Raw genomic sequence first — 10982 nt, 5'->3', positions numbered from 1 at the left:
GGCCATTGAGTCCCCAGAGATTTTCGTCATGCAAGCATCTGCCACCGTCATCGATTTCACCCTCCACCGCAAACGCCGCCAGGCTCGCGCAGCGGCTGAGTTGATGTGGGCGATGTACGCGGCACGGGCCGGGGTCGCGGTGTTTACCGCACACGTCACCACTTCCAGCGATACCCGCCGGGCGTGAGGCGATGAATTTCCTGCATGCGATTCCCGAAGTGCCCGACCTCCCCTCCAAATCCAAAGACTGCAACAGCGGCGATGACGACGCCATCGGCCAGTGCGTCGCCCATAACCTGCAACGCCTGCGCAGTAAACGCTACCTGTCGCTGGATGCCCTGGCACGCAACTGCGGCGTGAGCCGGGCGATGCTGGCGCAGATTGAATCCGGGCGCAGCGTGCCGTCGATCAAAGTGCTGTGCAAGATTGCCAAGGGTTTGAAAGTGTCGGTGGCGGCCTTCCTGGAAAACCGTGCGTTCGAAGGGGTTGAACTGCTGCCGGCGCAACAGAGCAAACGCCTGGTGAGTGCCGACGGCACCTTCATCAGCCGCGCGCTGTTTCCCTACGATATGGCGCGCCAGTCGGAGTTCTACGAGATACGCCTGAAGGCCCTCGGCGAGGAGATTTCAGAGGGCCATGGGCCGGGCATCCAGGAGAACCTGGTGGTGGCCCAGGGCGTGCTGGAAGTCAGCGTCAACGAAGAACGCTACCTGCTGTCCACCGGTGACTCGATTCTGTTCTACGCCGACCAGCCCCACCGCTACCGAAACCCCGCAGACAGTGAGGCGGTGGCGTTCCTGGTGATCACCTACCCGGAACGCCTGGACTGAAACGCAGAAAGCCCCGGCACTCGCCGGGGCTTTCTGGTTTCACACCAAACGAATCAGCAGGTGCAGCACATCATCGGCATGCCGTTGCAGCTCATCATCATCGGCATGGCGCAGTCGTTCATCATCTTCATCATCAGCATGCAGCAGTTGTTCATCATGTCCATGCTCATGCCTGGCATCGGCATCATCTTGCAGGTCATGCAGTCTGCTTCCATCTTGCATTCCATGACGCACTTCATCATCGGCATAGGCATGCCCATCGGCATCATCATCGGCATGTTCATGGCAGACATGCTGTTCATCATCGCCATGCCGTCTTCAGACATGCACATCATCGACATGTTGGCGCACTGCATCATCATCGGCATGCCGCAGTTCATCATCATCGCCATCATTTCGGCGTTGTTCTTGAACATCGCCATGTCCATGCCCGCGGCCGGCTTCATGGTGCACATCATGGCCTCGTCGGTCATCTTGCAGGTCATGGTGGCCATCATCATCGGCATGCCCATCATCGGCATCATTGGCATCGCGTTGTTCATTGGCATCTGCATGGCGTTCATCATGTTCGAAACTCCGTAATCGACAGGAAATGAGTAAGTTCTGGGGCCGATTCTAGAGATGCCGTACAACGGCGCAAGGCGCTGGCCCAGCAGCAAGAATAGATGCTGGATGGGGATTTATCGGAGCGAGGCAGCCGATAATTCCGTGATAACAGACCCTATGGCGCGATCACGCCGGACAGCTCCGTTATCAGGGCTGAACCGGCGCGATGGATATGCGATTGGGGAATGGCCTCCAATCAGAAGGAAATAAACGATCTAACCACGGTAAAAATACCCGTTCACCCGGCGAAGAATCGGTTCGCCGGTCGTGGCAACCCGAGGTTTTCCCGCAGGGTAGAGCCTTCGTACTCCCGCCGGAAGATCCCGCGCCCTTGCAATTCGGGCACTACCTTGGCGACAAAATCATCGAGGCCGCCCGGCAGCCACGGGAACATGATGTTGAAGCCATCGCTGCCCTCTTCCTCCAGCCACTGCTGCATCTCATCGGCAATGCTGTGGGCCGTGCCGACAAACGACAAGCCGGCATACCCGCCGAGGCGCTGGGCCAGTTGGCGCACCGTCAGTTGCTCCCGATCAGCCAGCGCCAGCACCCGCTCCCGAGAGCTTTGGCTACCGTTGGTTTCGGGAATCGCCGGCAGGTAATGGTCAGGATCAAACTGGGTTGCGTCGGTGCCCAGCGCTATCGACAGCGAGGCGATTGCACTTTCGTAATGCACCAGGCTGTCGAGGTGCGCACGAATTCGGCGGGCCTCTTCCTGTGTATCGCCGACCACCACAAACGCCCCGGGCAGAATCTTCAGGTGGTCGGGATGCCGCCCCACCGCCAGCATCCGGCGTTTGATATCGGCATAGAACCTGCGCCCCTCCTCGAGCGTGCCCGGCGCGACAAAAATCACCTCGGCGGTTTCTGCCGCCAGTTGCCGCCCGGGCTCCGAGGCACCGGCCTGCACGATCACCGGCCAGCCCTGCACCGGCCGGGCAATGTGCAGCGGGCCGCGCACGTTGAGGTAGCGGCCCTGGTGATTGAGGGTGTGCAGCTTGTCGGGGTCGAAGTACACGCCGCTGTCGGCATCGCGGATGAAGGCGTCATCGGCCCAACTGTCCCAGAGGCCGGTCACCACATCGTAGAACTCCCGCGCCCGGGCGTAGCGTTCGTCGTGGGCGTAGGCCTGTTCCAGGCCAAAATTCTGCGCGGCATCCGGGTTGGCGGTGGTGACGATGTTCCAGCCGGCGCGACCGTTGCTCAAATGGTCCAGGGACGCGAAGCGCCGGGCGATGTGGAACGGTTCGTCGTACGTGGTCGAGGCCGTGGCCACCAGGCCGATGTGCTCGGTGGCCTGGCTCAGGGCCGACAACAGGGTGAACGGCTCAAACGAGGTGGCCGTGTGGCTGCGCTTCAACGCCTCGATGGGCATGTTGAGCAGGGCCAGGTGGTCGGCCATGAAGAAGGCATCGAAACGCGCCTTCTCCAGGGTCTGCGCAAACTGCTTGAGGTGCGTGAAGTTGAAGTTGGCGTCGCGGTAAGCGCCGGGATAGCGCCAGGCGCCGGTGTGGATGCTGACCGGGCGCATGAACGCACCCAGTTTCAGTTGGCGTGGAGTGGTCATGGAAAGCCCCTGGTCGAGAGGGGCTCAGCATCGGATGGGCGAATGGCGTCTGTCTAATAACGAAAGGATCTGGCTTATGCCGGGACTGACCGGCTGTGGTAGTCCGCCAGAAACTCTTCGGAGGCAACATGATCCGCCATGCCCCGCAGTTGCGCCGCCGAATCATGTCCCAGGACTTGCTCCACCCGGTTATTGGCTGAGGCCCAGTACACCAGCGCCTCACTGAACAGTGCCTGGCCCTTGGGTGTGAGCACGCAACGTTTGGTGCGCTTGTCCAGGGCGTCCGGGCGCAGCTCGACAATCCCGTCGCGCACCAGCGGCTTCATGGCATGGGTCAGCGCCGACATCAGGATCGCCAGGCGTCCGGCCAGTTCCTGCAACGTCGGCCCACCCTGCTCATCCACCGCCGCCAACCGCGTGATTTCACCCAGCAAGCCGACCTGTGTGGCCTTCAGGCCAATCGGTGCCAGCGCTTCGTCATACAGCTGACCCAAGCGCCTGGCAGCACGGCGCAGCGCGTTGTTGGTGCACGCCACGTCGCCCAGTAAATCCAAAAGGTCGGCGCGTGCTTTATCGGTGTTGATCTTCTCTGTTCGCATTTTCAGCTCCTCCATGGCGCTAGAATGATTGAGTACTAAACCATTGACAAGGACAAATCCCAAGCTTATAACTTGAGCCCTCAACAATATTGGTTGAGTACTCATCTATTGGAGCCGTTCATGTCGACCCCCGCTTCCACAAAAATTGCCCTCATCACGGGCGCGTCCTCCGGTATTGGTGCGGTGTATGCCGACCGATTGGCGGCTCGCGGCTACGATTTGATCCTGGTCGCTCGTCGTGAAGACCGTTTGAAAGCCCTGGCGGCGAAGATCACCCAGGCCCACGGACGTCAGGTGCAGACGATCGGCGCCGACCTGGTCAACCCTGCGGACCTGGCTCGCGTAGAAAGCCTGCTCGCCGGCAACCCGGCGATCCAGGTGCTGGTGAACAACGCCGGCCTGGCCCGCCTGCACCCGCTGGCACAGTCCTCGGTCGAGGACTCCATGACCCAGATCGCCCTGAACATCACCGCCCTCACCCGCCTGACCCACGCAGCGCTGCCCGGCATGCTGGTGCGTAATGAAGGTGTGATCATCAACGTGGCGTCGGTATTGGGCGTGCACTCGCTGCCGGTCAGTTCCGTATACAGCGGCACCAAGAGCTATGTCCTGGCGTTCAGCCGTGGCTTGCAGGCAGAGCTGGCAGAAACCGGGGTGAAGGTGCAGATCGTGTTGCCGGCGTCCACCGCTACCGAGATTTGGGACGAGTCGGGCATTCCGCTTTCCGCACTGCAAAAAGAGTCGGTCATGACCACTGAAAATCTGGTGGACGCGGCATTGGCCGGGCTTGACCAGGGCGAGTCGATCACCTGGCCGTCGGTAGCCGATGGCGGGTTGTGGGATACCTACGATGCCGCGCGCGGCGCGTTGTTCGCGGCCACGCAGACGGGTAAACCGGCACCTCGGTACGGGATTGTCTGAGGCGCCCGCAGGTCTTACTGAATACCGATGGAAATGCGCCGCACGGTCTGCTCCTCACGGGGCAGGCTGATGTCGCCTTCGTAGGTGCACTCGCGGCCGGTGCAGCTGTTTTCCACGGTCACCGGCGCAAGGCTTTTGACCGGGAAACGCGGCTTGGGCTCAGCCTGCGGCGTGAGGGGTACAGCGCTGAGGACGGGTGCCTCGTAGGTCAGGTCCAGGTTGGACGCGTGGGCCTGGGTGGCCAGAACGGCGAGCAGTGCGCTCGCCATGACAGTCCTTGTAAACAACATCGAAATCTTTCCGGGCAGCAAAAAATGAAGGGGCCATGATAAACCCTTGAGCCACCGGATTGAAGTCAGAGCGTCTGGACGGCGGGTTCCAGCACCAGAACGTTGGAGGGGCCGGCACGAAATGTCGGGTTGTGCTTCGCGGCTTCCAGCATGTGGGGCGCTGCGTGGTGATCCTTGAGCGCTGCCTTTGACGCCCACGTCTCGATCAACACAAAACTGTCGCTGTTGCCTTCCACCGGATGCAGGTCGTACTGGATGCAACCCGCTTCGGCCCGCACCAGCGGTGCGAGCCTGGCAAACGCGGTCAACTGGTCCGCGCCTCGCCCAGGCTGGGTATTGATGATGACGACAAGCCGCACTTCATCAGACATAAACAGCACCGTTATCGATAAGGGAATTGAGGGGCCACAGTAAGGGATGCCATGCTCTGGCGCTACGAAAAATCTATCAGTAAGCTACTTTCACTGAATGGATTGAGTCAGCACTCAAGCCCTCCCCTTTTCTGCACCCGGCGATAACCACGTGATCGAAGTAACCGAAGTTTCCATTGCCCAACTGCGCGCCGCGCTCGAGTCCGGCCAGACCACGGCGGTGGAGCTGGTAGAGGCCTATCTCGCCAGGATCGACGCCTACGACGTACCCAACACGCCCACCGCCCTCAACGCAGTAGTGGTGCGCAACCCGCAAGCGCTGGAGGAAGCCCGGGCAGCCGATGCTCGCCGGGCCAGCGGCACAACCCTGGGACCGCTCGACGGCATTCCCTATACAGCCAAGGACAGTTACCTGGTCAAGGGCCTCACCGCCGCTTCCGGCAGCCCGGCGTTCGCGAACCTGACCGCTTGCCGCGATGCGTTCACCATCGAGCGGCTGCGCGCAGCGGGCGCCATTTGCCTGGGCAAGACCAACATGCCGCCCATGGCCAACGGCGGCATGCAGCGCGGCGTGTATGGTCGGGCCGAGAGCCCGTACAACGCCGACTACCTCACCGCACCGTTCGCCTCGGGCTCCTCCAACGGCGCCGGCACTGCCACCGCGGCGAGCTTCGCGGCATTTGGCCTGGCGGAAGAAACCTGGTCCAGCGGACGCGGCCCGGCCTCCAACAATGGCCTGTGTGCCTACACCCCGTCCCGTGGCGTGATCTCGGTGCGCGGCAACTGGCCGCTGACCCCGACCATGGACGTCGTCGTGCCCTACGCCCGGACGATGGCCGACCTGCTTGAAGTGCTCGACATCGTAGTCGCAGAAGACCCCGACACACGCGGCGACCTGTGGCGGATGCAACCCTGGGTGCCGATCCCCGGCGTGGCGTCGGTACGCCCCGAGTCCTATGGCGCCCTGGCCGCGACCGGCGATGCACTTGCTGGCAAACGCTTCGGCGTGCCGCGCATGTACATCAACGCCGACCCCGAAGCAGGCACCAGCGACGACCCGGGAATCGGCGGCCCCACCGGCCAGCAAATCAAAACCCGGGCCTCGGTGATTGACCTCTGGGAAGCCGCGCGCAAAGCCCTCGAAGCGGCAGGCGCTCAAGTGATCGAAGTGGATTTCCCGCTGGTCTCCAATTGCGAAGGCGACCGCCCCGGCGCGCCGAAAGTGTTTACCCGTGGCCTGGTGTCCAAGGAATTCCTCCACGATGAATTGTGGGAACTGTCGGCCTGGGCGTTCGATGATTTCCTGCGCGCCAACAACGACCCCACGCTGAACCGCCTGGCCGATGTCGACGGCCCGAAAATCTTCCCCCACGACCCCGGCACCCTGCCCAACCGCGAAGACGACCTGGCCGCCGGCATGGACGAGTACGTGCGCATGGCCGAGCGCGGCATCACGCCGTGGGACAAGATCAGCACCGTGCCCGACGGCCTGCGCGGCCTGGAACAGACACGACGCATCGACCTTGAAGACTGGATGGACACGCTGGGGCTGGACGCCGTGATCTTCCCGACCGTCGCCGACGTGGGCCCGGCGGATGCGGACGTGAATCCGGCCTCGGCGGATATCGCCTGGAGCAACGGTGTGTGGGTGGCCAACGGCAACCTCGCCATCCGCCACCTCGGTGTGCCGACCGTGACGGTGCCCATGGGCGTTATGGCGGATATCGGCATGCCGGTGGGGCTGACCTTTGCCGGCCGTGCGTATGACGATTCGGCGCTGCTGCAATTGGCGTCGGCGTATGAGTCGACAGGGAGCAAGCGTCTAGTGCCGCCGCGCACGCCGAAGTTGGTGGCGGGCAAGCCGTAAACCAAAAAGGGATTGGAACCGTTCAGGCTCCAATCCCTTTCATAGCAACATCGTCGCCCAGTTTGCGCATCAACTGATCGGCTTCCGACCCAGGCTCAAAGCGAAAGCCGCGCATCTCGTCGAGCAGCAACGTGTCGCTGATTGCCCCCCACAACTGCTCCGGGCTCGGCTTGTTGCGCAGCAGGATGTAAGAAAGCAACAGCCGCTCGATGGGAACGCCTCGATGGCAGGCGGTTTCAATGATTGCCAGCAGGATAAAGCGCAGTCGAACTTCCCGCTCCGTGGGCCAAACCGTTTTTCGCTTACCCACTGCAGGGCCTCAGTTTCAGGAAAAGCGTGAGGCTATGGCCGGGTGGTTTTTGTTTCAAGCGCTGCTGGGGGGGAAAGCCCTGCTCCTACGAGAAACAGAGAAAGGGCTTACGAAATCGCCCTTACCCACGCTTCCCCATCAACGGATCGCTGATGCTGTGCGCGCCGGTTTCAATCCGCCCCGCCACCCGCCGCACCCAACCGTGTTCGTCACGCAACTTGAAGTCGTACCAACCACCGTTCGGCTGGCACGAGAACGTGCGCTGCACGGTGCTGCCGCCGGCAATCTCCAGCAACCAGGGCCCTTGTTTGGTGTAGGGGCAGCGCTCGATGGTCACCGACGCGGTGCGCTTACCAGGATTGACCAGGGTCAGCAGCAACGTATCGCCGTGATAGGCCAGGGATAACTCGGGCTCACGTCGCAGCAGATTTCCCTTGAATGCACGGTGGAAGCCATTCGGCCCCAACAGCCAGAGTTTGTAGGCCCCTGCGACTTGCCAGGTGTCGCTGAGGTGCTTGCCGGCTTCCACGGTGTAGCGGCGGGGTATGTCATCCAGGTGCAGGCGGTCGTAGACGTGGAACACCACGCCTTGTTCGCCATGGTTGAAGAAGTCCAGGCTCACGGAACCGGCGCGACGGTCAACTGAACCCTCGACATTCAACTGGTACGGCAGCGCCCGGGAGGGCCGCGCCATGCGGGCCTGGAACGGTGCCTGTTGCTGGCCCACGGTTGGCACGACGACCTGGGGCAGTTGTTCCTGGCGTTGGCGCAGGGTGTCGGCGGCCTGGCGACTGATGGTGTGCAGCGGCGGCAGGGTTTCGGTGTTGGGGTTGACGAAGTTGAAGGCTGACGTGAGGTCGCCGCATACGGCCCGGCGCCAGGCGCTGATATTGGGTTCGCGCACGTGGAAGCGCTTTTCCAGAAATTGCAGCACAGAGGTGTGGTCGAACGCCTGGGAGTTGACCCAACCGCCCCGGCTCCACGGCGACAGCACCAGCATCGGCACCCGTGGACCTGGCCCGTACACCCCGCCGTCGGGCGCGGGTTGCTCGGTTGAACCGGGTGGCGCCGGATGGGTGAAGATCTCGCTGTCGAACTTCACCGTGGACTTGCCGGCAAAGCTGCCGTCCAGCCGTTTGGACGGGGCCGATGGTGACGGCACGTGGTCGAAGAAACCGTCGTTTTCATCGTAGTTGACCAGCAACACGGTCTTGCTCCAGACCTCCGGGTTGGCGGTCAACGCCTTGAGGATTTCCTGGGTGAACCAGCCACCCTGCACCGGGCTGGAAGGCCCGGGGTGTTCGGAGTAATCGGCCGGGGCCACCAGCCAGCTCACCTGCGGCAGGCGACCGTCGTTCACGTCCTTGCGAAAGCCCTGGATGATCGCTTCCAGGTCGCTGCCGCTGACCGCCGGCAGTGTGTTGCCGTTGCCCTTGTACAGCGGCACGCGGGCATTCAATGGGTCGCTGTAGGGCACGAAGTCCTTGAAGTCCTTCGGTGGCACCGCGGGGTTGCCAGCCGCAACGCTGGCCGCACGAAATTGCCGAAAACCGGCCAGGGGATTGTCGCCAAAGTTATCCGGCAAGTACTGATAAACCTTCCAGCTCACGCCGGCTTCTTCAAGGCGTTCGGGGTAGGTTTTCCAGGTGTAGCCCACGCTCACCGCACCGGGTCCGTCCCACTCGTTGACCACCGCCGCGACGTTCGCACCGGTCGGGCCGTTGGTGCCGGTCCAGTGGAACAGCCGGTTGGGATTAGTGCCGGCGTGCACCGAACAATGGTAGGCATCGCACAGGGTAAAGGTGTTGGCCAAGGCGAACTGGAACGGCACTTCCTGCTCGCGGTAGTAGCCCATCGACGTGGGCGTCTTGAACGTCGGCCAGGCATGCATCCGGCCACTGCCCCAGGCGGCGTGCTCGTCCACCCAGGAATGAGGCGTGCCGCTGACCCGCTGGGCGTTGCCACGGGAACTGTCCAGGTGATAGGGCAAAATCCGCCGCCCCACGCCCTGCTGCTCCCACACCCGGTGCCCGCCCGGCAGTGGAATGGTGAAACGGTCACTGAACCCGCGCACGCCGGGCAAGGTGCCGAAGTAGTGATCGAATGAGCGGTTTTCCTGCATCAGGATCACCACATGCTCGACGTCCATGAGGGTGCCGGTGCGGTTGTTGGCGGGGATCGCCAGGGCCTGGCGAATGGAGTCGGGCAACAGGGTGTAGGCGGATCCGATAGCGGCGGCTTGCAGCAGTGTCCTGCGTGTAAGAGTCGGCATAAGACGATTCAATCCCTTGAAGTTCTGGAGCGAGGCTCAGGACAAAATAGGGACTCAAGGCGACAAAGAAATGACATCGCTCGAATCGCGTTCAACCTGCCCCACTTGATACTCCCTCGGCGTACACCCGAACTCGCGCTTGAACACCGTGTGCAGGTACTGCGCCGATTTGAACCCGCAGTCGTAGGCGATATCCGCGATGCCCGCCCCGGTATTTTCCAGGCTGGCCACCGCCGCCGCGAGTTTGAAGCGCAGGATTTCGTCGTGGACGCTGCGGTTCAGTTCGCTGCGAAAATGCGCTTCCAGGGATGAGCGCGACACGCCGACGTAGTTGGCGACCTGGGCGGTCTTGATGCCCTGGCAGGCGTACTGGCGAATGAAGTGCAACGCCTGCATCACGTAGGGATGACCGAGGGGTTGGTGCAGGCTTGAGGTCTGCACGTTGACGGCTTCCGGCGGCACCAGGATCTGGCTGCCTGCCGAGGGCATGCCGTGCAACATCTGGTGCAACAGCCGCGCGGCAGTACGGCCCATTTTTTCGGTGCCCTGGATCACCGAGCTCAGCGGCACGCGGGTCAGGGTGCGGGTCAGCGGGTCGTTGTCGATGCCGATCAGTGCCACTTGCTCCGGCACCGGGATGCCCGCCGTGAGGCAGGCTTGCAGCAACTGCCGGGCGCGGGCGTCGCTGACCGCGATGATGCCGATGGGCTTGGGCAGGCTGTGCAGCCAGGCGATCTGTTGCTCCACCGCCGAGTCCCACAGCGGCGCGCTGGTACCCAACCCGCGATACACCTCCACGGGCAAACCATCGCGCTCCAGCAGGCGGCCGAAGGCTTTTTCGCGCTCCTGGGCCCAGCGGTTGATATCCGCTTCCGGCAGGCTGAAGCAGGCGAAGCGCGTCAGCCCGGCTTCGATCAGGTGTTCATAGGCCAGCCTGATCAGGGCGAAATTGTCGGTGGCCACGTACGGGATATGCCGGGGGTATGCCCGTTCATCCTCATAAGACCCGCCCACCGCCACCACCGGTAAATGCACGCCCGCCAGCGCCGGGCCCATCGCCGGGTCGTCGAAGTCGGCAATGATGCCGTCGCCGTGCCAACGCTCGATGCCCTTGAGCCGGCACACAAAATCCTCCTCCAGAAACAGATCCCACGACACCCGCGTGCTGCTCAGGTAGTTGCCGATCCCGGTGATGATGCCGCGATCGTAGATCTTGTTGCCATTGAACAGCAGGGCGATCCGGTGCACAGGCGGGACAGTTTTCACAGGGGCGGCTCCTCGCGAGGTATCGCCCAACTATGCGCCCAAAGCCACTCAAAATCGAACCCCGCTCTGGTGATTTTCATAAT

The 10982-nt window shown here is 62.6% G+C and carries 12 protein-coding genes; 5 read left to right on the top strand and 7 right to left on the bottom strand.

From position 1 onward, the window contains the following. Positions 1 to 28: 28 nt before the first annotated feature. The 3 genes from P3C29_RS10475 to P3C29_RS10465 are packed head-to-tail and all read left to right on the top strand — an operon-like array spanning position 29 to position 1412. Positions 29 to 187: a hypothetical protein gene (locus P3C29_RS10475; RefSeq protein WP_201124685.1), complete on the top strand. Its 159-nt coding sequence runs from the start codon at positions 29 to 31 to the stop codon at positions 185 to 187. A 4-nt stretch (positions 188 to 191) separates the two neighbouring features. Further along, positions 192 to 830 carry an XRE family transcriptional regulator gene (locus P3C29_RS10470; protein ID WP_010172420.1) on the top strand — a complete coding sequence of 213 codons (639 nt, stop codon included), beginning with the start codon at positions 192 to 194 and terminating at the stop codon, positions 828 to 830. A gap of 60 nt (positions 831 to 890) precedes the next feature. After that, complete coding sequence (locus P3C29_RS10465; RefSeq protein WP_176438686.1) at positions 891 to 1412, top strand: hypothetical protein; 522 nt, start codon at positions 891 to 893, stop codon at positions 1410 to 1412. A 262-nt stretch (positions 1413 to 1674) separates the two neighbouring features. Here the strand turns inward: P3C29_RS10465 and P3C29_RS10460 are convergent, their stop codons facing one another. Both P3C29_RS10460 and P3C29_RS10455 read right to left on the bottom strand, forming a co-directional pair. Beyond that, positions 1675 to 3003: an LLM class flavin-dependent oxidoreductase gene (locus P3C29_RS10460; protein WP_275964505.1), complete on the bottom strand. Its 1329-nt coding sequence runs from the start codon at positions 3001 to 3003 to the stop codon at positions 1675 to 1677. 74 nt (positions 3004 to 3077) lie between these two features. Beyond that, positions 3078 to 3602 (bottom strand): MarR family winged helix-turn-helix transcriptional regulator, encoded by a 525-nt coding sequence (locus P3C29_RS10455; RefSeq protein ID WP_275964504.1) that lies wholly within the window; start codon positions 3600 to 3602, stop codon positions 3078 to 3080. 120 nt (positions 3603 to 3722) lie between these two features. Here P3C29_RS10455 and P3C29_RS10450 point away from each other — a divergent pair, with 120 nt between their 5' ends. Beyond that, positions 3723 to 4523: an SDR family oxidoreductase gene (locus P3C29_RS10450; protein ID WP_275964503.1), complete on the top strand. Its 801-nt coding sequence runs from the start codon at positions 3723 to 3725 to the stop codon at positions 4521 to 4523. A 14-nt stretch (positions 4524 to 4537) separates the two neighbouring features. Here P3C29_RS10450 and P3C29_RS10445 read toward each other — a convergent pair whose 3' ends face one another. Together P3C29_RS10445 and P3C29_RS10440 are read right to left on the bottom strand one after the other, a co-directional pair. Then, positions 4538 to 4792, bottom strand: coding sequence for a hypothetical protein (locus P3C29_RS10445; RefSeq protein WP_010172429.1), 255 nt, complete (start codon positions 4790 to 4792; stop codon positions 4538 to 4540). A gap of 86 nt (positions 4793 to 4878) precedes the next feature. After that, on the bottom strand, positions 4879 to 5184 hold the full coding sequence (locus P3C29_RS10440) for a putative quinol monooxygenase (protein WP_275964502.1): 306 nt from the start codon (positions 5182 to 5184) through the stop codon (positions 4879 to 4881). 151 nt (positions 5185 to 5335) lie between these two features. On the opposite strand from P3C29_RS10440, the gene P3C29_RS10435 reads away from it, so the two are divergent. Beyond that, on the top strand, positions 5336 to 7051 hold the full coding sequence (locus P3C29_RS10435; protein ID WP_201124690.1) for an amidase: 1716 nt from the start codon (positions 5336 to 5338) through the stop codon (positions 7049 to 7051). Positions 7052 to 7073: 22 nt separating this feature from the next. Here the strand turns inward: P3C29_RS10435 and P3C29_RS10430 are convergent, their stop codons facing one another. The 3 genes from P3C29_RS10430 to P3C29_RS10420 form a co-directional block, all read right to left on the bottom strand. Further along, the gene (locus tag P3C29_RS10430) at positions 7074 to 7361 is read right to left on the bottom strand and encodes a hypothetical protein (protein WP_275964501.1); all 288 of its coding nucleotides are present in this window, start codon (positions 7359 to 7361) and stop codon (positions 7074 to 7076) included. A gap of 121 nt (positions 7362 to 7482) precedes the next feature. Continuing rightward, positions 7483 to 9633 (bottom strand): phospholipase C, phosphocholine-specific, encoded by a 2151-nt coding sequence (locus P3C29_RS10425; protein ID WP_275964500.1) that lies wholly within the window; start codon positions 9631 to 9633, stop codon positions 7483 to 7485. A 54-nt stretch (positions 9634 to 9687) separates the two neighbouring features. Further along, positions 9688 to 10899 carry a DNA-binding transcriptional regulator gene (locus P3C29_RS10420; RefSeq protein ID WP_275964499.1) on the bottom strand — a complete coding sequence of 404 codons (1212 nt, stop codon included), beginning with the start codon at positions 10897 to 10899 and terminating at the stop codon, positions 9688 to 9690. Positions 10900 to 10982 lie beyond the last annotated feature (83 nt).

Origin of the sequence: Pseudomonas sp. 1912-s, assembly GCF_029269205.1 — a bacterium.
Classification (GTDB): domain Bacteria; phylum Pseudomonadota; class Gammaproteobacteria; order Pseudomonadales; family Pseudomonadaceae; genus Aquipseudomonas.
The sequence above is the reverse complement of the archived record's forward strand: the minus strand, read 5'-3'. Positions and strand labels throughout refer to the sequence as shown.

Bases quoted from the DNA above. Each gene is read 5' to 3' on its own strand.
- P3C29_RS10475 (WP_201124685.1), top strand. From the start codon at position 29: ATGCAAGCATCTGCCACCGTCATCGATTTCACCCTCCACCGCAAACGC.
- P3C29_RS10470 (WP_010172420.1), top strand. From the start codon at position 192: ATGAATTTCCTGCATGCGATTCCCGAAGTGCCCGACCTCCCCTCCAAA.
- P3C29_RS10460 (WP_275964505.1), bottom strand. From the start codon at position 3,003: ATGACCACTCCACGCCAACTGAAACTGGGTGCGTTCATGCGCCCGGTC.
- P3C29_RS10455 (WP_275964504.1), bottom strand. From the start codon at position 3,602: ATGCGAACAGAGAAGATCAACACCGATAAAGCACGCGCCGACCTTTTG.
- P3C29_RS10450 (WP_275964503.1), top strand. From the start codon at position 3,723: ATGTCGACCCCCGCTTCCACAAAAATTGCCCTCATCACGGGCGCGTCC.
- P3C29_RS10445 (WP_010172429.1), bottom strand. From the start codon at position 4,792: ATGGCGAGCGCACTGCTCGCCGTTCTGGCCACCCAGGCCCACGCGTCC.
- P3C29_RS10440 (WP_275964502.1), bottom strand. From the start codon at position 5,184: ATGTCTGATGAAGTGCGGCTTGTCGTCATCATCAATACCCAGCCTGGG.
- P3C29_RS10425 (WP_275964500.1), bottom strand. From the start codon at position 9,633: ATGCCGACTCTTACACGCAGGACACTGCTGCAAGCCGCCGCTATCGGA.